The following is a 22292-nucleotide window of genomic DNA, read 5'->3' as shown; positions in this document are numbered from 1 at the left end:
GACGAGCGCCGGCGACCTGGACGTCGACCCTCGATCGGAACCCACCACCCCGGGGGCGACCGACGCGGCCTGGCTGACCGGGTTCGGTCAGATGTCGACGCCGCGTTCTCGGAGCCAGCTCAGGGGGTCGACCTTCAACGTTCCGCCCACGGCGATCTCGACGTGCACGTGTGAACCGGAGGACTCACCGCGGTTGCCGATCGTGGCGATCTGTTGTCCGGCCCCCACTCGCTGACCCACGGTGACCACGTTGCGGTCGTTGTGCCCGTACACGGAGATGGTGCCGTCGTCGTGGCGCACCCGGACCCAGAGCCCGAAGCCACTGGCCGGACCGCTGGAGATGACGGTGCCCGCCTGCACGGACACGATCGGAGTTCCGGTGCTGTTCGCGATGTCGACCCCGAAGTGGACCGTTCCGTCCCGTGGACCGAAGCGGGAGGTGATGCGGCCGTTCGCCGGGGCCACCGTCCCACTGGTGCTGGGCGGTCGGACGACAGCCGGGGGCGACGACACCTGGGCAGGTGCGCCTTCACCCGGGGCGCCGGGCCTGCTCTGCACCACCGCCGCTGCAGCCGCTTCGGCCTGGGCACGGCGGCGCGCCTGGTCAGCCGCGGCCAGCTCCGCCGCGGCGGCCGCCTCTGCAGCACGCCTGGCGCTCACCCACTGCTCGTAGGTCCGCCGCTGCCCGTCGAGCCCGAGCAGGGATTGCTGGGCCACGGCGAGACGACTCTCGGCTGCAGCTCTGGCGGAGAGCAGGTCGGCCGTGCGGGACGTCGCCTGCGACGTGACCTGCACGGCCGTGTCGTAGGCCGACCGTGCTCGGGCGTCAGCTGCGTCCGCCTCGGACCGACGGATCTGGGCGCGCTCCAGTGCAGATCGGGCCTCGGAGTCCTGGTTGGCCTTGGCCACCAGCGCACGTCCCAGTGCCGACCGGATCTCCTGCTGGTTGCCGGCCACGGCGTTGAGGAGCTCAGCCCGGTCGAGAACGTTCTGGGCGTCCGTGGCGCCGAGGTAGCCGGCCAGGGAGCCGGGCACGCTGCCCTGGCGATAGCTGGCGGAGACCAGGTCGTCGAGACGCTGCTGAGCGTCGGTCACCAGACCGGCGGCCACCCGCTGACCCTGTTGCGTGGCGACGGCTCGAGCCTGCGCCGCGTCGGCCTCGGCGCGAGCTGACACGCGGGCCGCGGCTGCCGCGTCGGCGTCGTCCAGCGCGGCCCCCAGCTGGGCTTGGGCCGCCGTCACGGCGGCACTGGCGTTGTCGACGTCGGCGGCCAGCGCGGCGAGCTCTCCGTCGGTCGTCGCGAGGGCGGCCCGACCGGCAGCGAGGTCCGCGTCACTCGGATTGGGCGGGGGCGGTGGTAGTGGCGGGGTCTGCGCCCAGCCTCGACCAACGACGCTGCTCGAGATCGCCAGGACGCCGACTCCTGCTGTGCGCAGCGCCCACCGGCGACCCTGGATCACACCGTCGCCTCCGTCCTCGGGCAGTGCACGCTTCACCGCCGCGCATCACTATGTCTCATAGTTGTAGCGGTGGGGACTCTGGGGCGCCCGCGTGTCGGCATCGCGGTGAGCTCGATTACTATCTATCGTAGTAGTGGATTGCCCACAGCAGAGGTGGCCTGGATGTCGACCCTTGATCTTGCCGAGCTCAGCGACCTGGGCTACCGGTCGGCGGTGGCGGTCTACGTCCTCGCCGCGGCCCTGCTCGCCTGCGAGCTGGCCTCCGTGCGCACCAGCACGGTCGTGCGTCGGGAGGCCCGCCGCCAGCTCGTCGGATCGGGCGCTCCTGCCGTCCCACCCCGACGGTCGACCCTGCCGGGTCGGGTGGAGGTCCCGGTCGGCCGGTCGCTCGCGGACAGGCTGGGCCGGATGGGGGTGGCACTGGTCGCCCTCGGCCTGGCGCTGCACGTCGGGTCGCTCGTCCTGCGCGGCATCTCCGCCGGCAGGGCGCCCTGGGGCAACATGTACGAGTTCACCTCGCTGGCCACCGCCGTGACGGTGCTCGGCACCCTGGTGGTGCTAGGTCGACACACCGTGCGGCCACTGTCGGTGTTCGTCCTGCTGCCGGTCGTGGTGCTGATGTTCATCGGCGGCACCACCCTGTACGCGACCTCCGCCCCCGTCGTTCCGGCCCTGCAGTCCTACTGGCTGGTCATCCACGTCTCGGTCATCGCCACGGCGTCCGGGGTGCTGCTGCTCTCGGGGATCGCGAGCCTGCTGTTCCTGCTGCGCCGCCACCACGCGGAAGGGGCCGAGGGCTCGAGCACCGTCGGCCGGCTCGCACGGCTGCCCGGGGCGCAGGTCCTCGACCGGGTGGCCTACCGCACCGCGATCTTCGCGTTCCCCCTGTTCACCGTGGGGGTCATCCTCGGGGCCATCTGGGCCGAGGCCGCGTGGGGCCGCTTCTGGGGCTGGGACCCCAAGGAGGTGACGGCCTTCATCACCTGGGTCGTCTACGCCGCGTACCTGCACGCCCGGGCCACGGCGGGCTGGCGCAACACGCGCGCCGCCTGGATCAACGTCGTGGGCACCGGCGTCGTGCTGTTCAACCTGTTCTTCATCAACATCGTGGTCTCGGGCCTGCACTCCTACGCCGGCCTGAACTGAGCCTGGTGATGCAGGTGCGGCGTCCGAGCGCCCGGGTGCGCTGGACGGTGGTCGGCCTCGTGGTCGTCGCAGGGCTCGCCGTCGCCCTGTGGCCGCGCGGCACCCCACCGGTCCCCCAGCTCGGAGCGTCCGTCGCGCAGGTCGGGGTCGGCAACCACGTCACCCCCGGTGCCGTGGACGATGGTGCGCTGGACACCGCACGGGCGGCCGCGGTCCTCCAACCGTGTCCTGGGCCAGCACCCGCAGGCAGCACCACGAAGGGCCCGCTCGCGGGTGTCGTGGTGTCCTGTCTCGGCGCGCCGGGGACCCTCGACCTCGGCGCGGCCCTGGGTGGGCGTCCCGTCCTGGTGAACCTGTGGGCCTCGTGGTGCGGGCCGTGCCGCGCGGAGATCCCCGTCCTGGCGGCCTACGCCCAGCAGCCCGGGTCGGTCGAGGTCGTCGGGCTCAACGTCCGTGACGACCCGTCGTCCGCGCTCGCGCTGCTGAACAGCGTCGGCGCGCGCTACCCCTCCGTGGTCGACACCACCGGGCGTGCGGAGGCAGCACTCGCCGGACCTCCCGTCCTGCCGTTGAGCTTCCTCATCGCTTCGGACGGAACGGTGCAGCGAGTGCGAGACCCCAGCGTCTTCACCACGGTTGCGCAGGTCGAGGGGGCCATCGCGTCAGCAGGGCTCTCCTAGTGCCGAACCCCTGCACCAGGCCTGGCCCGCCGACCGGCCCCCGTGCAGCACGAGTCCGACGACGACCGGGGCTCCGGCCGTCAGGTACCCCGTGACGACCTCCTGCAGAGCGGCCGACGTGAACACCCGGAACGACCCCAGGTGCGTCACGACGTGTGCTCGTCCCACCGCGCGGCACCCGTCACGCAGCCCTTCACGACCCCCCCACGCACTTTCTACTATCGTCCATAGTATGCAACGTGGGAGTCCCTCCAGGCCGACGACGAGACTCGTCGCCGCCGTCCTGACGTGCGTGGTGGCGGCAGCCGGGTGCTCGGGTGGAGGTGGTACGTCCGCAGGGTCGTTCAGCTTCGTGTCGCCGGGCGGCAAGACCGAGATCACCTACGACCCCCCGAGCTCGCGCGGGGTCATCGGTGTCCTCGCCGGACCCGACCTGCTCGACAACTCGCCGCTGTCGGTTGCAGGCTTCCCCGACCAGGTCGTCGTCCTCAACCTGTGGGGACAGTGGTGCGGGCCGTGCCGGGCCGAGGCGGCCAGTCTCGAGCGGGTGGCCACCGCCACCGCCTCACAGGGGGTGCAGTTCCTGGGGATCAACGTCCGCGACCCACAGCAGGACAAGGCCCAGGACTTCGTCCGCGACCGCGGCGTCACCTACCCCTCGATCTACGACCCGCCGATGCGGACGCTCGCCGCGCTGAGCGCGAGCTACCCCACCAGCGTCATCCCCTCGACGATCATCCTCGACCGACAGCACCGGGTCGCCGCCGTCTTCCTGCGCTCCCTGCAGGACACCGACCTCCAACCGGTCGTGGAACGCATCGCAGCCGAGTCCCCGGCGGCGGCGTCGTGACCCACGTCGTGAGCGTGGCGGGAATCGCCCAGACCTTCCAGGACACCGCCGCCACCGGCCCGCTGCTGCTCGCCATCGTGGTCTCCGTGCTGGCCGGGACGGTGTCCTTCGCATCCCCGTGCGTGATCCCCCTGGTACCGGGGTACCTGTCCTACCTCGCTGGGCTCGTCGGGGTCGAGGTCCCCGCCGCCCGGCTCGCCACGGCGGGTGCCGCGCCCGCCCCGCAGACGCCGACCCCGGACACCCCCGGCACGGCTGCAGCGGACACGGCAACCGCAGAGGCGGTCAGTGTGTCGCAGCGGCGGGACAGCTGGCGGGTGGCCGGCGCGGCGGGACTCTTCGTGGGCGGCTTCTCGGTCGTGTTCACCCTCGCGACGGTGTCGCTGTTCGGCGTGATCGCCGTGCTGAGGGTCAACACCGAGGTGCTCCAGCGGGTCGGCGGGGTGGTCACCATCGTCATGGGCCTGGCGTTCCTCGGCCTGGTGCCCGCGCTGCAGCGCGACACCCGCCCCGCCCCGCGCCGACGGAGCTCCCTCCTGGGGGCACCGGTGCTCGGTGCGGTGTTCGGCCTGGGATGGACACCGTGCCTGGGTCCCACCCTTGCCGGCGTGCTCTCCGTGGCGGCTGGCACCGAGGGGGCCACGGCCTGGCGCGGCGTCACCCTCGTCCTGGCCTACTGCGTGGGACTGGGCGCGCCGTTCGTCCTGCTCGCCCTCGGCTCCACCCGGGCGGTGCACAGCGTGCAGTGGCTGCGTCGCAACACCCGAACGATCCAGCTCGTCGGCGGGGTCCTGCTCGTCGTGGTCGGTGTCGCACTGGTGACCGGCTACTGGGGGAACATGGTGTCCTGGATGCGTTCAGGGCCCATCGCCAACGTGGTCACCCCGATCTGAGCCACGATGACACCAACGGTCACAGAACCACCGCGCGCCACCCGCCACCCGGCGTGGCGTCCACTCCTGGCTGCGCCGAGCAGCACCGTCCGCAGCCTGACCAGGACGGGCACGGCACCGGCCCTGCTGTTCCCGCTCACCGTCGCCCCGCTGCCCGTCGCCCCGCTGCCCGTCGCCCCGCTGCCCGTCGCCCCGCTGCCCGTCGCCCCGCTGCTCCGGGGGTCCCGCACGTGAGCCGGCACCCGGCGGTGCTGGGGGCGCAGCGGCTCGTGGCCTCCGTCGTGGCTGGCCTGTTGCTCTGGGTGAGCTTCCCCCCGCGATCGCTGTGGTTCCTGGCCCCGGTAGGGGTTGCGCTGCTGGTGGTGGTGGTGCGTGGGCTCGGTGTGCGTGCCGGTTTCGTCCACGGCTACGTTGCCGGCCTGGGCTTCCTGGTCCCGCTGCTGCCGTGGGTCGGCATCTACGTGGGCCCGCTGCCCTGGCTCGCGCTCGCCGCGTTCGAGGCCCTGGCCGTGGGCCTGTTCGGGATCGGCGTGGTCCTGGTGGGACGGCGGCCCGGCGCTCCCCTGTGGATCGCCTGCGCGTGGGTCACCACCGAAGCCCTCCGGTCCCGGGTGCCCCTGGGCGGGTTCCCGTGGGGCCGCCTCGCCTTCGGCCAGCCCGAGGGCCCGCTGCTGGCCCTGGCCAGCATCGGCGGCGCCCCTCTGCTCAGCTTCGCCGTCGCCCTGATGGGCGCCGGTGCCGCCTCGCTGCTCACCCGCGGACCCCGCCCCGGGGTGACCGCGGTGGGCGGGCTCCTCGCGGTGGCGCTGCCCGTGCTGACCGCCTTCACGCTGCTGCCCAGCACCGCGAACCCCGCCACGGCCACCTCCACGTCGGTGGCCGTCATCCAGGGCAACGTCCCCCGCCTCGGCCTGGACTTCAACGCCCAGCGGGCGGCAGTGCTGAACAACCACGTCGCGGAGACCGAACGGCTCGCCGCCGCGGTGGCCGCCGGCACAGCACCGGCTCCGAACATCGTGGTGTGGCCGGAGAACGCCAGTGACATCGACCCCCTGCAGGATCCCGCGGCGGCCGCCGCCATCACCCGTGCCGCACGGGCCATAGGCGTCCCGATCCTGGTGGGTGCCGTGCTGGGCAACCCCGATGGCACGACCCGCAACACCGTGCTGGTGTGGGACCCGGTGACCGGGCCTGGCCCCCAGGTCGACAAGCGGGTCCTCGTGCCGTTCGGGGAGTACCTCCCGGCGAGGGCCCTGGTCGAGAAGCTGTCCCCCTACGCGGCACGGGCGGGCAGCTTCGTGCCCGGGTCGGGTGACGGCACCCTCACGATGAACGGTGTTCGCCTCGCGGTGGCCATCTGCTACGAGGTCGCCTTCGACGACCTCGTCGGGGACTCCGTCCGCGCCGGGGCGCAGATCATCACGGTGCCCAGCAACAACGCCACCTTCGGCCGCTCGGACATGACCTACCAGCAGCTCGCGATGTCCCAGGTGCGAGCCGTGGAGCACGGCCGGACAGTCCTGGTCGCGGCCACCTCCGGGGTCAGCGCGGTCATCGACCCGCAGGGTCGTGTCATCGAGCAGACCGGCTTCTTCACCGCGGCGACGCTGAGCGACCGGGTCGTGCTGCGCAGCGACCTGACCCTCGCCACCCGGCTGGGTGGGCTGCCCGAGCTGGCGATGGTGCTGGCCCTCGCCCTCGTGCTGCTCATCCCGCCGGCCCTGGGTCTGGCCGGGCGCCGCCGACAGCGGACGCCGAGCGATCTGTCATTTACTATGAAAAGTAGTAATTGAGTTCTGGGACAGGAGATGCAGTGGGCTCGAACCGCAAGAACCCCGCTCGACCGCGCAGCACCCCGGGTCCGCCTTGGGGGGTGGCCCCCCTCCCCGCACCCGAGCCGCCCGTCGCACGGGTCCCGCTGGCTCTGCAGCGGCCCACCTCGTCGGGCTCCGCGCGGGCACGAGCCGCAGCGAGCCCCGTCCTGAGCAGTCTCGTGACCGCACGCCCGGCAGGGCCCGCCCGCCCGCCGCGAGCGGTCCCGGCACCGGCACGAGCGCCGGTGCTGACCGCGGCCGCCGGCGGGCCGCTGCAGGCCGTCGAGTTCACCTGCGCACCCCTGGACGACGCCCAGCCCCGCTCGCTCGCGCTCACCTACACCTTCGACGCGGCCGAGGATGGCGACCCGTACCCGGTTCACCTCGTCCTGGAGGGACGACGCGTGCCCGATCCGGGGACGGCACCGACCACGGTCGATCGGTTCACCTCCTCCGCCTCGGTGGCCGAGGTGCACCCCACAAGTGGCCGCGTGTCGGTGACGACGCGGGTGAAGAACATTCCCGCCGGGACCTGGGAGGTCACGGCACGACCGGATCCCGCCCAGGACAACGACCCCCGCGTCCGGTCCCTGCCCGCGGGGTCAGCCACCGCACGGACGGGTTTCGAGCCCGCGATGCGGTCGAAGGCCCCCGGCGTGCGCATCGGGGCCTGGCCCACGATGGTGACCCTGGGTGCCATCGCCGGAGTGACGCTGCAGCTCGCGCTGGCCCGCCGTGCCGGGCTCGACGTCACCGCCGTCCTGGTGGTCTCCCTGCTCGCCTGCATCCTGGGTGTGGTCGGGGCGAAGGTCTACGCCTACTTCACCGAGGCTCGCGCCACCCGCAACATCCTCACCGCGGGGATGTGCATCCAGGGCTTCGTGCTCGCCGCCGTCGCCACCATCGTGCTGGGGGCGCGCACCGCCAGCATCCCGCTGGGCGAGCTGCTCGACATCTCGGTACCGGGACTGCTCACCGGCATGGCCATCGGCCGCCTCGGGTGCCTGCTCGGCGGCTGCTGCGCCGGGCGGCCGACCGCGTCGCGCTGGGGCATCTGGGCCACCGACCGAACCCTCGGTACCCGACGGCTGCCCGTGCAGCCGGTGGAGTCCGTGATGGCCGCCCTCCTCGCGGTGGCGACGCTGAGCGTCCTGCTCGCTGTCGACACACCCGGGCGGGGTGGCGTCTTCCTCTCAGGTCTGGCCGCCTACACCTTTGGTCGCCAGCTGTTGTTCCCCCTCCGCAGCATCAAGCGCCGCACGAGCTTCGGACGGCCGGTGGTCGCAGTCCTGACCGTCATCGTCTTCGTCCTCGGTGTGGTTCTCACCGTGTTCTGACGCGTTCCACCCTCGAGCCGTGGAGCCGGTCGCGAGCCGCATCCGTGCATCCACCGGCACCGGTCAGATCGGCACCCCCCGCTCGCTGAGCCACGCAACGGGATCCACCCGTCCGGCGGGAGTCTGAACCTCGATGTGGAGGTGCGGTCCGCTCGACTGGCCCCGGTTGCCCATTCTGGCGATCTGCTCGCCCGCTGAGACACGCTGACCGACCGACACCGCGTAGCTGTCGATGTGCCCGTAGAGGGTGATGGTCCCGTCGCCGTGCCGGAGCCTGACCCAGAGACCGAAACCCGACGCGGGGCCGGCATCGACCACCACCGCATCGGCGACGGCGTAGATGGGTGTCCCGATGGCGTTGGCGATGTCCACACCGTTGTGGTTGGTGCCCCCCCGTGGGCCGTACGGGGAGGTGATGCGGCCAGTGGTCGGCTGGGCGAAGAGCCCCGATCGCAGCGTGGCGGCACGAGAAGCACGCTGGGTGCTCGCCTGCTCGCTCACCGCGAGCTGGGGTGCCGACCGGGTGGAAGCGTCGGTCCGGAGCTGGGCCAGCAGCAGCTGCGCCTCGCTCGACCGCTGCTCCAGCTCGGCGCGCCGAGACACCACGTCCACCTGCACCCGCACCGCGTCCGACTCGGCGGTCGCCGCTGAATCCAGCGCCGCCGACGCCTGCGAGCTCGCCTGGTCGGCGGAGGAGCGGGCGCCGGTGGCGCTCGTGAGGCGAGCGGCACCGTCGGCACCCAGCAGGTCGAGCGCACTCATCCTGTCGAGGAGGTCCTGCGGACTGTCGCTGACCAGCAGCGCGGACAGCCGGGACGTCCGCGCACCGCTGTACGCCGCGCGGACGAGATCGTCGACCTCGCCCCGTCGCACCTCGGCTTCCGCGGCCCGCTGCTCGGCCAGGGCTGCCGCCTCGGTCGCTGTGGTGTTGGCGGCACGCAGCTCGTCGCGGCGTTGGGCCAAGGTGGCCTGCCCGCTGACGATCTGGTCGTCGAGCTCCTGGGTGGCCGTGTCCAGGGCGGCCAGCCGGGCCAGGGCCGCGGTCGGCGTGTCCGGCACCACCCTGCCCTGGGCGACGGCCGTGGGCGCGAGGGTGAGCGCGAGGGCGGTGGACAGGCCAGCAGCGACGAACCGCCAACCGTGACGGGGGGCGAGGGACACAGGTGTTCCTGACGTGATGCCTCGAGCACTGCGCTCGCGGCTGGGGGACGGGGACGGCGTGGTGCCGTCAGACCCGCAGCACGACGGTCAGGGCGTGCTTCTCCAGGAGAGCGTCGCCCCACGGTGCGGCCGTCGCGACCGGCCGTGAACGGCCGTCGACGATCTCCGCGGAGAGCAGGAGGACCAGCGCAGCAGGGTTTGCCGCCAGCGCCGTGGGCCCGGTGCAGAACGCACCAGGATCGCTGTCACCGCACGACGACTCCCGTGGGGCGTCGTGGTGGTCGGCAGACCCCGACGCTCCCGGTGGCTCCCCGATGTCGACCCCGCGAGCCACGGACACAGCGTGACCGACGTCTGCGCTCACGTGTGCCAAGCCGATCCCGACGGCCACCGTCAGGACGACGTGCACCGCGATGACTGCACGCCGCCAGAGCGGGGGCATCAACGGCGTCACCCCCCCAAGGTAACAAACGGATCACGCCTTGTCCCACCGCGCGTGACCGGGCGGTGGGGTGCGGTGGCCGCGGAAGGCACCCGGTCCGCCAGCTACACGGTGTAGGACATCACGGTCATCATGCCCAGCTCCCCGTGGTAGGCGTTGTGGCAGTGGGCGAGCCACTGTCCGGGGTTGTCGGTGTCGAGGTCGATGGCCAGGGTCTGCATGGGCAGCACGTTGACGGTGTCCTTGCGGACACCCGGGGCCGCGGTGTCGGAGCCGTTGACGACGGCGAAGGTGTGCCCGTGCAGGTGCATGGGGTGGAACATCGACGTCTCGTTGCGCATCGTGATGCGCACCCGTTGCCCGGAGGTGACGTCCAGGGCCTGGTGCTGGTCGTAGGGGACCCCGTTGAGGACCCACTGCCGTCCGCCGTCGACCATCCCGAGGGTGAGGTCGAGCTGGCGGTCCGGCGGCCGGACCGCCAGTGCCGCTGCGGCGGTGGGGACGAGGTCGGCGTAGGTGAGCAGGCGGCCACCGAGCTCGACCGGTCGCACCCCGACCGCCGGTGCGGTGCCGCCGGAGGTCCGCAGCAGCGCCTGTGCGGCAGGGTCGGGCTTGCCCTCCGGGGCGGCGACGATGGGGAAAGCCCCGTCGCCGGCCGTGACCACCACGTCGTAGCGCTCGCCCATGCCCAGCAGGACGCTGTCGACCTCGACCGGCCGCACCGGGAACCCGTCGGCGTGGGTGACGGTGAGGCGGTGCCCGCCGACCGCGAACCGGTAGGCGGTGTCGCTGCCGGCGTTGATCAGCCGGAACCGGATCCGCTGCCCGGGTGAGGCGGACACCAGGGTCGGGTCCTGCGGGAGCCGGCCGTTGATCAGGTGCGCGGGGTAGACGACGTCACCGGTGTCGGTCCCCAGCGGGTCCGCCGCCGACACGGAGCTCCCCATGTCCATGCCCCCCATACCGCCGGAGCCCGTGCCGCTGCTGCTCCCCATGTCCATGCCCCCCATCCCGCCGGAACCCGTGCCGCTGCTGCCGCCCATGCTCATGCCGTCGCGGCCCAGCCGGGCCAGGATCGCGTCCGGGGTGTCGGACCAGCCATCGGTCCAGTCGTCCAGGATCAGGACGGCTTCCTGGTCGTAGCCGCCCGGCTCCTGCGGGTCGTCGATGACCAGCGCTCCCTGCAGACCACGGTCCATCTGGACCCCGACGTGGGGGTGGAACCAGTAGGTGCCCGGGTGCGGCGCGGTGAACGAGTACCGGAAGTCCGCGGCCGGGGCGACGGGGTCCATGGTGACCCCGGGGACCCCGTCCATGTCGTTGCGCAACGCCAACCCGTGCCAGTGCACCGTCGTGGGGTCGGTGAGCTGGTTGACCAGGTGCACGTCGAGGCGGTCCCCGGCGGTCACCCTGATCAGCGGGGTGCCGACCCCCCCGTTGTAGGCCCAGGTGTTCACCACCCGACCGCCCAGGTCGACGGTGGCCGGGGCCGCAGTGAGGGTCTGGGTGACCACCCTGCCGGTCGTCGACCGGGCCGCCTCGGTCGCGGCCACCAACGGTGAGCGAGGGCCGATCTGCGCGGCCGGCGAGGCCGGCGAGGCCGGCGAGCGGGTGAAGAGCTCGACCCCGGCGGCACCGGCACCGGCCACGGCGAGGCCGGCGGCCCCGAGGGTGAGGACCCGCCGCCGGGTGAACGGTCGGGACGACTTCGGAGCGGGCTGAACGGGCTGGTCGGACATGAGGTTTCTCCTGTGGGCCTGATGAGGGTGGGTGCCCCGCGGGCACGTCCGCGCCGCGCGTGCCTTGGGGCGAGCTGGACGGCCCGGGATGGGCCGGTGCGGTGGGCTCGGGACGCGATCGCCCGAGCCGACGGTCAGACCCGCAGGATCGACAGCTCGGCGAGCGAGGGCGCAGGACGGTCCGGGCCGCGGTCCGCTGCGGCCCGCCCAGCCAGCAGCGCCGAGGCCGGGGCGCCGTCCACCACGTCCCCGGACAGTGCGGCAACGGGCAGCAGCGGCCCGAGCGCCACCCCGGGCGCGTCGATCAGGACGGCCACGCAGTCGTGGCCCATCGAGTGCGCAGCGGACTCCGTCGCCGCAGAACCGGGAAGGGCTTGGCTGGTGCCGACGAGGACAGCTGCGGCGGCACCCGAGGCGGACGTGCTCGAGGAGGACGCCAAGGGCATGGTCCCCGTGCCGGACGTGCCACCCCCCGCCAGGGAGTGCATCCCGGACAGACCGACGACGAGCAGCACCAGCAGCAGGGCGCGCGCCAGCACGGGGACTCGTCGGCGCACCACAGGCTTGAGCACGGACCCAGCCTACGGAAAGGTGTTCGCGCGGTGGGTGGTCGGGCTGCCGCTGCCTGTGGGTGTGCGTCCGAGGATCAGCCGGTAGAGCCAGGATCCGAGGCACCACAGCGTGACGGTGAGGATCGTGCCGCCGACGGCGACGGCACCCCCGAGGAGGTATCCCCAGGCCGGGAGGCCAAGGGCGAAGGCCAGGGCCGAACCCGTCAGCAGGATGGCGGACAGGGCGTAGGAGAAGCGTCGTGGTGGCGGTGTCGGGGGTAGTGGTGGGGCGCCGAACAGGTGCCGGACACCATGGTTGTAGACGAGGTCGACGACCATGGCCCTGGGCAGCAGGACACCGCTCAGGGCAATCACCGCGACCGCAGCCAGCCAGAGCGGGGACTGCAGCACCAGACCTGTCACGACCAGGGCCGTGCCGACGGCAGGCGTGAACCGCAGGGGGACCGCGTACCGCGCCTTGGCCGTCGCGTCGAGAGCCCCGAAACCCTGCTTGTCCAGGTTGGCGTACGCCGTGTGTCCCACTCTGATCATCGTGTTCCGCCGTCAGAGTTTTTTCGGCCCGTGCAGGGCGGTGAGGCGCTGGGTGAACTCGCTCTCGTCGATCTCGCCGCGGGCGAACCGCTCGGCGAGGACCTGCTGGGCGCTGCGGTGGGCGGGGACCATGCCGCCCGCTTCCCGGTGCGGGCGTCGCAGGAGCAGGGAGATGCCGACGATCACCAGAGCCCAGAACACGAGCATGCCCACGACCATGGCTGCGTAGCCCCACCCGTTGCCGTACCCGCTGTCGTTGCTGTACCAGAACATCATCGTGGCCTCCTCGACTGTGGAGCGCGTGCTGTGCGCTCACTCCACGGTGTCGGGCAGCGGCTGCCTGGGGCAGGGGCCAACGTCCTGCTCACGACGGTCGCCGGTCCCTCGTGTCGGCGAAGCCTCCGGTGGACCATCGTCGGTGGCGGGCAGGGGCCACGGGTCCAGCACCCCGCACGGGCTCCAGACCCTGGTGGGGGCGGGTCTCCCGTGCTGGAGTGTCGGGATCTACCGGTGTGGAGGAGGCGGGCCAACGTCGTGATCGGGAACAGCGCCGCCCTGGTGAACCCTGTTCGGAGAGCGGCGGGCGTGGTTGTCGTGTGCTGCGCACTCGGTTGGTCGGTGCGGCACGTGGCCTCGCCGGCTGTGCGCCGGTGGCACCCGGGCCACGGCCACAGCCGGTCGGCTGGGCGGCTGCAGGTCCGGACGTTCGGCTCCGGCGACCCGGTGGTGGTGCTGCTGCACGGCATGCTCGCCGCCGGCAGCTGCTTCGGCGCCGCCTTCGACTGCCTCGGCTCCCGTGGAACCGTGGTCGTGCCCGACCTGCTCGGCTTCGGCTCGTCGGCCCACCAGCCGGGGCCGTTCACCGCGGCCGCGCACTGCGCTGCGCTCGACGACATGCTCACCGCCCTCGAGCTGGGGGACCGGCCGCTCGTGGTGGTCGGGCACTCGATGGGGGGTGCGCTCGCGCTGCGCTGGGCCGCGACCCGGGCCCCGCAGGTGCAGGCCGTCATCACGTTCTGCGCGGCGCTCTACCGGACGCCGGCCGAGGCCGGTGCGGGGGTGCGCCGGATGGGCGTGGTCGACTCGGTCCTCGCCGGTGACGGTGCGCTGCCCCGAGCCGCGTGCGCAGCGATGTGCAGGTTCCGCACCGCAGCGTCGTGGGTGGCGGTCGCGATCCGGCCGGGCCTTCCGCTCGCACTGGCGCGTTCGGGGGTCCAGCACAGGTGGGACAGCTACCACGGTTCCCTGGTCTCCCTGGTCCGCGGCGCCGAGTGGGAGCCCGCGGTTCGCAGGCTCACCGACGCCGGTGTGGCGGTCACCCTGGTCGAGGGCAGCCGCGACCCGGTTCCGGTGCCCGGGCGGGCCGCCACCCTCGCCACCGACCTTCCCAGCACGGCGTGGGTGCTGCACCCCGGTGCCGACCACCAGCTACCGATCGCCCACGGCGACTGGTGCGCCGCCGTCATCGCCGCATCCAGCGGATCGAGGCGGGCCCCGGCGGCGCCGTAGTCGTCGGCGGTGATCTCGCCGTCCCGCGGTCCGGTGCAGGGCACTGGACTACCCCTGGTGGTGGTCACGTCCGTACGCGGCAGCGATCTCCTGGGGTGTCCCTCCGGTCTTGAGGTACTGCTGGTCCAGCACCCCGGTGAGCTCGTCGAGGGCGCCCAGGAGCACTGCCCCCGCCAGCCGCCGCTGCTCGTCGGGTTCGGCCGCCGCCGCCGCCGCGAGCACCAGGGTCACCGGCAGCACCGCAGCCAGCGAGGTCTGCTCGGCGTCGTGGAAGTAGTAGGTCTCCGTGTACTGCTGCAGGTCGATCCGGACGGCCGCGACGTCTGCAGCCAGGCCGTGCAGGACCGATGCAGGTAGGTCTGCTGGGTGCGGGTCCTGGTCGGTGAGCAGGCGCAGCCGCACCGCCAGCGCCCGCCGCTGCGCCAGTGCCGGGTAGGTCTGCAGGATCCAGGTGACCGAGGCGGTGAACAGGGTGAAGCCCACCAGCGCCTCCAGCGGCACGACCAGGCGCAGCCACCCGGCCACCGGCACGAGATCGCCGAAACCCAGGGTGGCCCCTGCGACGAGCGAGAGGTAGAGCGCGTCGACGACCGGCGAGCGCTGGGCTGGGTCGAGGCCGGCGGAGTAGGAGAACGAGCCCGGCAGGTGCGGCAGGTAGAGCAGCGCCCAGCCCAGGATCGTCAACGATCCCCACGTCGAGATGACGGCAAGCATGGACAGCGGCCCGGCCAGGCGCATCCCCGTCGTGCCGCCTCGGCGCGCCACGAACCAGACGGCGCGCACGACGACCTGGCTGAGTCGACCGTTCCCCACGGGGTGCAGCAGCGTGTGGAAGATGTCACGCAGCACCACGAGCACGAGCAGGACGCCCGCCGAGCTGACCAGCCAGGACGTCACCGGGGTTCCCGCCACGACCGCACGTCAGCCACCGGCGCTGAACCGGAGACGACAGCGACACGGGACCGCGCACCTCGGCCGGCGGAGGTGGTGGAACCCGTTCCGCACTGCGCCGACGCTGCAAACACAAGTGGCCACGGTACCGGACCTCCGTCCACGGGGACACGCCTGGAGCTGCTCGAGCTGGTCGTCCCTGCTGCTCCCGTACCCGGCCACGATCGTCTCCCACCCTCGACCGGTACCCGCCGTGCCCCCAGGGTGTTGTTCGCCTCTGCGGCCTGCGCCATCCGCAGGAGGCGGGATACCGTGGTCCACGTGAACACGACCGGGTCGGTGCGCGGCGTTGCTGCGCGCTGGGCACTGGCGGTCGTCCTGGTCGTCGGCGTCCTGGGCATGCACGCCCTCATGGGTCCACCCGCACTGGCGGCCTCCGGTGACGCGGCGTCAGCCGGGATGACGACGTCCACGGGTACTGCTCGCGACGTCCCCGGCGGCACCACGGACGCAGGGCGGCCCGCGCTGCGGGGCGACGGATCGAGCCCGACGAACGAGCACTCGCCGGCGGGTGGGCACTCGATGCTCACCACGTGCCTGGCCGTGCTCTCGTCGCTCGCCGCCGCCGTCCTGCTCGTCTCTGCCCTGGCGCGCCGCCCGGCCCGGGTCGATCGGCCAGCCGGCGCGCGGTCCGTCGGGCCCCTCTCCTGCCTGGGTCGTCCGCCACCCTGGACGGTCCCCTCCCTCCACCAGCTCTCCCTGCTGCGGGTGTGACAGGCCGACCGGACCCCTCGGGTCCGGTCGCCCTGGCGATGGCGTGCGCGCCGACCACACCCCACCCCGCACCGAGGAGACCTCTCGTGAAGCTTCGCACCGCCCTGCCCGCTGTCGCTCTCGCCGTCGGCCTCACCGTCGCCGGCTGCAGCTCCGACACCCCCACCAGCTCCGCCGCGTCGTCGTCGTCGTCGTCGTCTGCACCGTCGGCCCAGGCCGGCGTCGTGTTCAACGACGCCGACGTCACCTTCCTGACCGACATGTACCCGCACCACGCGCAGGCCCTGGAGATGGCGACCATGGTCGACGGACGCAGCACCAACCAGGCCGTGATCGACCTGGCCACCCAGATCAAGGGTGCGCAGCAGCCGGAGATGGACACGATGACCGGGCTGCTCACCAGCTTCGGCAAGCCCACCCCGTCCACGGACTCGAGCATGGGAGGGATGGACATGTCCGGAACCTCCGGAATGTCCGGGATGATGTCGTCCGACGACATGACCCGGCTAAGCACCCTGTCCGGTGCTGCGTTCGACAAGACCTGGTTGACGATGATGACCGAGCACCACTCCGGCGCCGTCGACATGGCGAACGTCGAGCTCAGCGACGGGTCCAACACCGACGCGAAGACCCTCGCCACGGCCATCATCACCGCCCAGAACGCGGAGATCGCGACGATGAAGGGCCTGCTCGCCCAGCTCTGAGCGAAGAACCGAGAGGGGGTGCTCACCGCGGGTGGCGGGCACCCCCTCCGGCGCGGGTGTCACTCACGCGCGACAGCGCGGGTGGGTGCTCGGCCGCGGTGTTCAGCGGCACCGTCGTTGCGCGCCCCGGTGGAACCCTCACACCGCGATGCAGGCGACAGGGGCGTCGACCCGGACCCGCACGTGATCGCCGGGCGCGGGCAGCTCGGTCGAGCGGGCGCGGGCCCGCAGCGAGGTGTCCGTGCCCGCCAGCACCAGGTGGACCACGGCGTCGTGCCCGTAGAAGTCGACCCAGCCGACCTGAGCGTCGAAGCCGGCCGGCTCCCGGTCGGTCTGGGCGGAGAGCACCTCGAGGTGCTCGGGACGCACCACCGCCAGGGCGGCCCCGTCGCGGGCGGGGCCGTCGAGGTCGAGCACGCCGAGGACGTCGGTGGAGGCCCGGCGACCGGTGACGGTGCAGCGCAACAGCATCGCGTCACCGACGAAGGTGGCCGTGAACGCGTCGACCGGCGAGTGGTAGACGGCCTGCGGTGTTCCGACCTGGGCGACGACGCCGTCGCGCAGCACCGCCAGCTGGTCGGCCATCGACAGCGCCTCGTCCTGGTCGTGGGTCACCAGCACCGCCGTGGCCCCAGCCGCGCGCAGTGCCGCGGCGACGGCAGCCCTGGTCTGGCCGCGCAGTCCTGCGTCGAGCGCGGAGAACGGCTCGTCGAGCAGCACCAGCTCGGGGCGCGGGCCCAGCGCCCGCGCCAGGGCCACCCGCTGCTGCTGCCCACCGGAGAGCTCGCTGGGCAGCCGACCGGCGAGCTCGGGCTCGAGGCCGACGAGGGCCATGAGCTCGGTGGTGCGGGCACCCTGGCGTCGCTGGTCCCGTGGCAGGCCGAAGGTGATGTTCGCGGCCACGTCGAGGTGCGGGAACAGTGCACCCTCCTGCGCCACGTAGCCCACCTGGCGCCGCTGCGGCCGGACCGGGCGACCGCGGCCCGCGACGGTGCGCCCGCCCAGGGTGATCGTCCCCGTGTCGGGGTCGTCGAAGCCTGCGACCAGGCGCAGCAGGGTGGTCTTGCCGCACCCCGACGGCCCGAGCACGGCGGTGAGGCTGCCGGCGGGGACGGTGAGGTTCACCCCGTCCAGCACGGGTGGGCCGCCGAAGGCCTTGCCGACGTCGGTCAGGACGAGCTCGCTCATCCCACCAGCGTCGCAGACGGTGCCCCGTCGTCCACGACCGCCGGCGCCAGACCGGAGCCACGGCGCGGTCGACGGGTCGAGGCCCGGGTCAGCAGCCACGTCGCCGGGGCGGAGACCGCCACCAGCAGCGCCGCGTAGGGCGCGGCCGCGGAGTACTCCAGGGAGGTGGAGTGGCTCCAGAACTGGGTGGCCAGGGTGCGGGTTCCCGTGGGGGCCAGCAGCAGCGTCGAGGTCAGCTCCGTCGAGGCCGCGATGAACACCAGCGCCGCGCCGGCTCCGAGCCCAGGGGCCATGAGTGGCACCTCCACCCGCAGGAACGTCCCCACCGTGCCCGCTCCCAACCCGCGGGCCGCCTCGCCGAGCCCCGGGGGGGCCTGGGCGAGCGCGGCTCGCACGGTGGTGACCGCGCGGGGCAGGAAGAGGATGGCGTAGGCCGCGAGCAGCATCCACACGGTCTGGTAGAGCGGGCGGGCGTGCCGGATGGTCAGCGTGATCAGGGCGAGCGCGACGACGATGCCCGGCAGGGCGCTGGCGAACCAGGTGGACCGCTCGACGACGGTGGCGACCGCGCCGCGGTGGCGCACGGCCAGCCACCCCACCGGCAGGGCCAGCACCAGGGTGAGCACCGCCGCTGCCAGGCCCAGTCCGAGCGTGGCCACCACGGCCGGTCCCAGCCGGCCGAGGTCGGCCCCGGTGCTGGCGTCCAGGGCCAGCCACCGCACCAGGATGCCCAGCGGGACCACGAGCGTGATCCCGACGACGACCGCCAGCACCGCCGTCAGCGGAAGGCGGGCGCGGGTGCGGACCGGGGTCGCCGCGCGTGCGGTGCCCTGGCCGACGCGGGCGTAGCGGGCCGAGCCGCGCGCACCCTGCTCGGCCACCAGCAGCAGCAGGCAGGCCAGCACCAGCACCGAGGCCAGCGCGGTGGCGGCGGGCCCGGCGAAGGAGGAGCGGTACTGGTCGTAGATGGCGGTGGTGAAGGTGGGGAACTGCAGCAGCTGCAGCGCCCCGAACTCCGAGAGCATGTGCAGCGCGACGAGCAGCGAGCCGCCGAGCACCGCCGGGCGCACCTGCGGCAGGACGACGCGGCGGAACACCGCCCATTCGCTCAGCCCGAGCGCGCGGGCGGTGTCCTCCAGGGCGGGGTCGAGGCGCCGCATCATGGCCACCACGGGCAGGTACACCAGCGGGAAGTACGACGACACGACGACCAGCAGTGCCCCGTCGAGGCCGTTGAGCGTCGGCGCGACCGAGATCCAGGCGTAGCTGGAGACGAAGGCGGGGACCGCGAGCGGTGCGACGAGCAGCACGTGCCACACCCGTCGACCCACCACGGTGCGCCGCTCGACCACCCACGCCGCACCCACTCCGAGCACCGCGCAGAGGACCACCCCCACGACGGTCAGCTGCGTGGTGTTGACCAGCAGCTCCGCGGTGCGGGCGCGGAGCAGCAGGCGCTGCAGGTCGGCCAGCGGGGTCGTGGCGGTGAAGCCGACCACGTACCCCAGCGGCAGCAGAGCCAGGACGGCCACGCCCACGCCCCCGAGGACGAGCGCGGGTGAGGCGCGACGATCACCGCGAGACCGTCCCCTCACCTCAGATCAACCCGGCGTTCTGCATCATCGTCACGACCTGGGGTCCGTTCAGCGCGGTGAGGTCGACCGCCGGAGCCCCCAGCTCGGCGAGCGGGCGCAGCGCCGGGTTGGAGGCGACCCCGGAGGCGACGGTGTACTCGAGGTTGGTGCTCTGCGCGGAGACCTCCTGCCCGCGCTGGCTGGTCAGGAACGCGACGAGCTGCTGGGCCTGCTCCGGGTGGCGGCTGGACTTGAGCACACCTGCGCCGGAGACGCTCACGAACGCGCCGGGATCCTGGTTGCCGAGGTACTTCAGCGCCACGTTCGCACTGTTCGGGGCCCCCTCGGCCTGGTCCTTCAACCAGTAGTAGTGGTAGATGATCCCGGTCTCGACCTCACCGGCGTCGACGGCCTTCATCACCGCGCTGTTGCTCTGGTAGATCCGGGCGTTGCTCTTGAGCCCGGTCAGCCAGTCCGCGGTGGCCTGCTCGCCGCGCAGCGAGAGCACGGCGCTGACGATGGCTTGGAAGTCCGCTCCGCCCGGGGCGATGCCGACCTTGCCCGCCCAGGCCGGGTCCGCCAGGTCCAGGATCGAGGCAGGCATCGCCGCTGCGGTCAGGACGCGCGTGTCGTAGGGCAGCACCGTGGCCCGGGCGGCCCAGCCGACCCAGCTGCCGTCGTTCGCCTGGTACTGCGCGGGCACCTGGTCGCGGGTCGCCGCCTCCACCGGCGCGAGCAGGCCCCGAGAAGCGACCAGCGTCATCGCCGGGGAGTTCTCGGTGACGAAGACGTCGGCCGGGGAGGCATCGCCCTCGGCCACGATCTGGTTGCCCAGCTCGGAGTCGTCCCCGTTGCGGAGCTCGACCTTCACCCCCGTCTGGGCGGTGAACGCGTCGACCTCTGCCTGAGCGAGGTCCTCGTGCTGGGCGTTGTACAGCACGAGCGTGGTGTCGCCCCCAGCACCGGCGTCGCTCGAGGCTCCAGGGGCCGAGCACGCCGTGACGGCCATGGCGGCGGCCAGCGTGAGGGCAGCGGCGGCGGCACGGCGGCGAACGGGGAGGCGGCGAACGGGGAGGCGGCGAACGGGGAGGTGCAGCGGGAGCATCAGGTTCCTCACGACGATGGGAGAGAAGGAGCTGCGACACCACGTCGCAAGAGGTGAGGCTACCCTAAAATTCACCGACTGCCGGGCCGCCGGCCGACGGGCTTCCGCGGGCGCCGGGGTGCGCTGCCCTGTAGGACGGGGACCTGCCACCCGGCGCAGCCACCGACCACCAGGAGCTCGCATGCCCACCGTGTCCCGCACCCTCCACGTCACCACCGCGCCGGAGGTGGTCGTGCCCTACCTGGCCGACTTCGCCCACGCCGAGGCCTGGGACCCCGGTACCGAGAGCTGCGTGCGCGTGGGCAGCGGGCCGGTCGAGGTGGGGGCCTCCTGGCACAACACGTCGAAGATCGCGGGCGTCAGCACCGACCTCGTCTACACGCTGGAGGAGCTCACCGGCAGCCGCCTCGTGCTCGTCGGCCGCAACGACACCGCGACCTCGACCGAGACGATCGAGGTCACCCCGAACGGGAGTGGGTCGACCGTGGTCTACACCAACGAGCTGGACTTCCACGGCGCCGCCAAGCTCGCGTCGCCCATCGCCAAGGTGGTCTTCGAGAAGATCGGCAACGACCTCGTCGAGCAGCTCACCGGTGTCCTCGACGGACTCGGGGGCTGATCGTGGCCCTGCGCCGCCGAGGCCTGGACACCGGCAACCTGCGGACGGTCGCCGGCGCGTCCGTCGCCGTGGTGACCCTCGCCCAGGCCGTCACGGCCACCGTCGCGCTGCGCCGCGGGCGGCCGGACTACGCCGACGCGGTGTGGGGGCCCGGCCTGGCGGCGATCTCGCTGGTCGGGGCGACCGTCGGCCGCGGTGACGCGCGCCGTCGCTGGGCCCTGGCCGCGGTGACCACCGGCTGGGCGGTGCGCCTGGAGAAGCAGATGGTCGGCCGGATGGCCGGCACCGACGAGGTCGATCCCCGCTACGTCGAGTTCCTCGACGGCGCCTCCACCCCGAAGGTGCTGGCCAAGGTGTTCCTGACGCAGGGCCTGTCACAGCTGGTGGTGTCGCTGCCGCTCCAGCTCGCCGCCGCCTCGACCCTGCCCCGCTCCTCCCGCCGCTGGCTCGCCCCCGCCGGGATCGCGGTCATGGTGGGCGGTGCCGTCGTCGAGGCCCTCGCCGACCGGCAGAAGGACCAGTTCAAGGCCGCCGAGGACGGCGACTTCGAGGGCGGCGGGAAGCCCGACGTCCTCGACACCGGGCTCTGGGGCCTCTCGCGGCACCCGAACTACCTGGGGGACTCGATCGTGTGGGACGGCGCCTACCTCGCCGCCGCGGCGTCGTCACCGGCGGCGTGGGCGCTGCCCGCACCCGCGCTGATGTCCTACATCCTCATGTTCGCCACCGGGGCCCGGCGCACCGAGAAGCACATGCAGGACCGGCCCGGGTACGCCGACTACCAGCAGCGCGTCCCCTTCTTCTTCCCCCGGCCGCTCGCCACGACCTGAGCCCGGCTCGGCCGTGCGGAGCGCCTCCGCGGCGACGTCGGGTGGGGCGGGCGGACAGCCGGTGACCCAGGGGGTGGTGAGGGACTGCACGGCCGACCCGTCGACGTCGGCAAACTGGGCCGCGACACGGGTGAGGTGGGCACCCAGCGCGGTCGCGTAGGGCCCGGCGGCGGCGAGCATGGCCTGCGGGTCCAGCCCGGCGCTGCTGACGAGCTCGCTGGCCACGACCCCGGGCTCGACGACGCTGACCCGGACCCCGGTGCTGGCCGCGACGGGGGCGAGGGCCTCCACGAAGCCCTCGACGGCGCGCTTCGCCGCGCAGCAGGCCTCGTTGAACGGCTGCCCGACCACGCCGCCGACGCTGCGCACGGTGACCAGTCGTCCGCGGCTCGCCCGCAGGTGCGGCATGGCCGCCCGGGTGAGCTGGACGACGCAGGGCCACCGGTGATCTTCCACGGGTCGCACGGCACGG

General features: G+C 73.0%; 23 protein-coding genes and 1 pseudogene. 12 read left to right on the top strand and 12 right to left on the bottom strand.

Annotation, left to right across the window (positions count from 1 at the left end; genetic code table 11):
• Positions 1-87 precede the first annotated feature (87 nt).
• A complete protein-coding gene (locus tag RHODO2019_RS01200) occupies positions 88-1461 on the bottom strand; it encodes a M23 family metallopeptidase (RefSeq protein WP_265383264.1) in 1374 nt (457 codons plus the stop codon).
• 162 nt (positions 1462-1623) lie between these two features.
• Between RHODO2019_RS01200 and ccsB the strand changes: the two genes are divergently transcribed.
• The 7 genes from ccsB (at position 1624) to RHODO2019_RS01165 (ending at position 8181) form a co-directional block, all read left to right on the top strand.
• Positions 1624-2607 carry a c-type cytochrome biogenesis protein CcsB gene (ccsB, locus tag RHODO2019_RS01195; RefSeq protein WP_265383263.1) on the top strand — a complete coding sequence of 328 codons (984 nt, stop codon included), beginning with the start codon at positions 1624-1626 and terminating at the stop codon, positions 2605-2607.
• 14 nt (positions 2608-2621) lie between these two features.
• Positions 2622-3287, top strand: a complete 666-nt coding sequence (locus RHODO2019_RS01190) for a TlpA family protein disulfide reductase (RefSeq protein WP_435532153.1) — start codon at positions 2622-2624, stop codon at positions 3285-3287.
• A 232-nt stretch (positions 3288-3519) separates the two neighbouring features.
• Positions 3520-4137 (top strand): TlpA disulfide reductase family protein, encoded by a 618-nt coding sequence (locus tag RHODO2019_RS01185; RefSeq protein ID WP_265383262.1) that lies wholly within the window; start codon positions 3520-3522, stop codon positions 4135-4137.
• An 8-nt stretch (positions 4138-4145) separates the two neighbouring features.
• Entirely contained in the window at positions 4146-5030 is an 885-nt protein-coding gene (locus RHODO2019_RS01180) for a cytochrome c biogenesis CcdA family protein (RefSeq protein ID WP_265383261.1), read from the top strand.
• 6 nt (positions 5031-5036) lie between these two features.
• Complete coding sequence (locus RHODO2019_RS01175) at positions 5037-5264, top strand: hypothetical protein (RefSeq protein ID WP_265383260.1); 228 nt, start codon at positions 5037-5039, stop codon at positions 5262-5264.
• A complete protein-coding gene (lnt, locus tag RHODO2019_RS01170) occupies positions 5261-6823 on the top strand; it encodes an apolipoprotein N-acyltransferase (RefSeq protein ID WP_265383259.1) in 1563 nt (520 codons plus the stop codon). Before RHODO2019_RS01175 ends, lnt begins: the two co-directional genes overlap by 4 nt.
• Positions 6824-7089: 266 nt before the next feature.
• The gene (locus RHODO2019_RS01165; protein WP_265383258.1) at positions 7090-8181 is read left to right on the top strand and encodes a prolipoprotein diacylglyceryl transferase; all 1092 of its coding nucleotides are present in this window, start codon (positions 7090-7092) and stop codon (positions 8179-8181) included.
• 63 nt (positions 8182-8244) lie between these two features.
• On the opposite strand, the gene RHODO2019_RS01160 is transcribed toward RHODO2019_RS01165, so the two are convergent.
• The 6 genes from RHODO2019_RS01160 to RHODO2019_RS01135 all read right to left on the bottom strand — a co-directional run bounded on the left by RHODO2019_RS01160 (position 8245) and on the right by RHODO2019_RS01135 (position 12902).
• Complete coding sequence (locus RHODO2019_RS01160) at positions 8245-9342, bottom strand: M23 family metallopeptidase (protein ID WP_265383257.1); 1098 nt, start codon at positions 9340-9342, stop codon at positions 8245-8247.
• Between the two features lie 67 nt (positions 9343-9409).
• Entirely contained in the window at positions 9410-9676 is a 267-nt protein-coding gene (locus RHODO2019_RS01155) for a hypothetical protein (RefSeq protein ID WP_265383256.1), read from the bottom strand.
• A gap of 212 nt (positions 9677-9888) precedes the next feature.
• Positions 9889-11523 (bottom strand): multicopper oxidase family protein, encoded by a 1635-nt coding sequence (locus tag RHODO2019_RS01150; protein WP_265383255.1) that lies wholly within the window; start codon positions 11521-11523, stop codon positions 9889-9891.
• A gap of 134 nt (positions 11524-11657) precedes the next feature.
• Positions 11658-12095, bottom strand: coding sequence for a DUF6153 family protein (locus RHODO2019_RS01145; protein ID WP_265383254.1), 438 nt, complete (start codon positions 12093-12095; stop codon positions 11658-11660).
• A 9-nt stretch (positions 12096-12104) separates the two neighbouring features.
• On the bottom strand, positions 12105-12617 hold the full coding sequence (locus tag RHODO2019_RS01140; RefSeq protein WP_265383253.1) for a DUF4395 family protein: 513 nt from the start codon (positions 12615-12617) through the stop codon (positions 12105-12107).
• A gap of 21 nt (positions 12618-12638) precedes the next feature.
• Entirely contained in the window at positions 12639-12902 is a 264-nt protein-coding gene (locus tag RHODO2019_RS01135) for an SHOCT domain-containing protein (RefSeq protein WP_265383252.1), read from the bottom strand.
• A gap of 351 nt (positions 12903-13253) precedes the next feature.
• Between RHODO2019_RS01135 and RHODO2019_RS01130 the strand changes: the two genes are divergently transcribed.
• The gene (locus RHODO2019_RS01130) at positions 13254-14135 is read left to right on the top strand and encodes an alpha/beta fold hydrolase (RefSeq protein ID WP_265383251.1); all 882 of its coding nucleotides are present in this window, start codon (positions 13254-13256) and stop codon (positions 14133-14135) included.
• 48 nt (positions 14136-14183) lie between these two features.
• On the opposite strand, the gene RHODO2019_RS01125 is transcribed toward RHODO2019_RS01130, so the two are convergent.
• Positions 14184-15047, bottom strand: a complete 864-nt coding sequence (locus RHODO2019_RS01125; protein WP_265383250.1) for a potassium channel family protein — start codon at positions 15045-15047, stop codon at positions 14184-14186.
• Positions 15048-15347: 300 nt separating this feature from the next.
• On the opposite strand from RHODO2019_RS01125, the gene RHODO2019_RS01120 reads away from it, so the two are divergent.
• Entirely contained in the window at positions 15348-15800 is a 453-nt protein-coding gene (locus RHODO2019_RS01120) for a DUF6153 family protein (protein WP_265383249.1), read from the top strand.
• Positions 15801-15886: 86 nt separating this feature from the next.
• Positions 15887-16504, top strand: coding sequence for a DUF305 domain-containing protein (locus tag RHODO2019_RS01115; RefSeq protein ID WP_265383248.1), 618 nt, complete (start codon positions 15887-15889; stop codon positions 16502-16504).
• 138 nt (positions 16505-16642) lie between these two features.
• Here RHODO2019_RS01115 and RHODO2019_RS01110 read toward each other — a convergent pair whose 3' ends face one another.
• From RHODO2019_RS01110 to RHODO2019_RS01100, 3 genes are all read right to left on the bottom strand, one after another.
• Positions 16643-17692 (bottom strand): ABC transporter ATP-binding protein, encoded by a 1050-nt coding sequence (locus RHODO2019_RS01110; RefSeq protein WP_265383247.1) that lies wholly within the window; start codon positions 17690-17692, stop codon positions 16643-16645.
• A complete protein-coding gene (locus RHODO2019_RS01105; RefSeq protein WP_265383246.1) occupies positions 17689-19224 on the bottom strand; it encodes an ABC transporter permease in 1536 nt (511 codons plus the stop codon). Before RHODO2019_RS01105 ends, RHODO2019_RS01110 begins: the two co-directional genes overlap by 4 nt.
• Positions 19225-19288: 64 nt before the next feature.
• Entirely contained in the window at positions 19289-20275 is a 987-nt protein-coding gene (locus RHODO2019_RS01100; protein ID WP_265384876.1) for an iron ABC transporter substrate-binding protein, read from the bottom strand.
• 277 nt (positions 20276-20552) lie between these two features.
• Here RHODO2019_RS01100 and RHODO2019_RS01095 point away from each other — a divergent pair, with 277 nt between their 5' ends.
• Positions 20553-20990 (top strand): SRPBCC family protein, encoded by a 438-nt coding sequence (locus tag RHODO2019_RS01095; protein ID WP_265383245.1) that lies wholly within the window; start codon positions 20553-20555, stop codon positions 20988-20990.
• A gap of 2 nt (positions 20991-20992) precedes the next feature.
• Positions 20993-21820: a DUF1295 domain-containing protein gene (locus tag RHODO2019_RS01090; protein ID WP_265383244.1), complete on the top strand. Its 828-nt coding sequence runs from the start codon at positions 20993-20995 to the stop codon at positions 21818-21820.
• Positions 21821-22063: 243 nt separating this feature from the next.
• On the opposite strand, the pseudogene RHODO2019_RS19260 reads toward RHODO2019_RS01090, so the two are convergent.
• Positions 22064-22228 (bottom strand): annotated as a pseudogene (locus RHODO2019_RS19260) (SDR family NAD(P)-dependent oxidoreductase); the annotation flags it as partial.
• Positions 22229-22292 lie beyond the last annotated feature (64 nt).

Origin of the sequence: Rhodococcus antarcticus (genome assembly GCF_026153295.1) — a bacterium.
In the GTDB taxonomy this organism is placed as follows: domain Bacteria; phylum Actinomycetota; class Actinomycetes; order Mycobacteriales; family Mycobacteriaceae; genus Rhodococcus_D; species Rhodococcus_D antarcticus.
The sequence above is the reverse complement of the archived record's forward strand: the minus strand, read 5'-3'. Positions and strand labels throughout refer to the sequence as shown.

Bases quoted from the DNA above. Each gene is read 5' to 3' on its own strand.
- ccsB (WP_265383263.1), top strand. From the start codon at position 1,624: ATGTCGACCCTTGATCTTGCCGAGCTCAGCGACCTGGGCTACCGGTCG.
- RHODO2019_RS01185 (WP_265383262.1), top strand. From the start codon at position 3,520: ATGCAACGTGGGAGTCCCTCCAGGCCGACGACGAGACTCGTCGCCGCC.
- RHODO2019_RS01175 (WP_265383260.1), top strand. From the start codon at position 5,037: ATGACACCAACGGTCACAGAACCACCGCGCGCCACCCGCCACCCGGCG.
- RHODO2019_RS01150 (WP_265383255.1), bottom strand. From the start codon at position 11,523: ATGTCCGACCAGCCCGTTCAGCCCGCTCCGAAGTCGTCCCGACCGTTC.
- RHODO2019_RS01135 (WP_265383252.1), bottom strand. From the start codon at position 12,902: ATGATGTTCTGGTACAGCAACGACAGCGGGTACGGCAACGGGTGGGGC.
- RHODO2019_RS01110 (WP_265383247.1), bottom strand. From the start codon at position 17,692: ATGAGCGAGCTCGTCCTGACCGACGTCGGCAAGGCCTTCGGCGGCCCA.
- RHODO2019_RS01100 (WP_265384876.1), bottom strand. From the start codon at position 20,275: ATGGCCGTCACGGCGTGCTCGGCCCCTGGAGCCTCGAGCGACGCCGGT.
- RHODO2019_RS01095 (WP_265383245.1), top strand. From the start codon at position 20,553: ATGCCCACCGTGTCCCGCACCCTCCACGTCACCACCGCGCCGGAGGTG.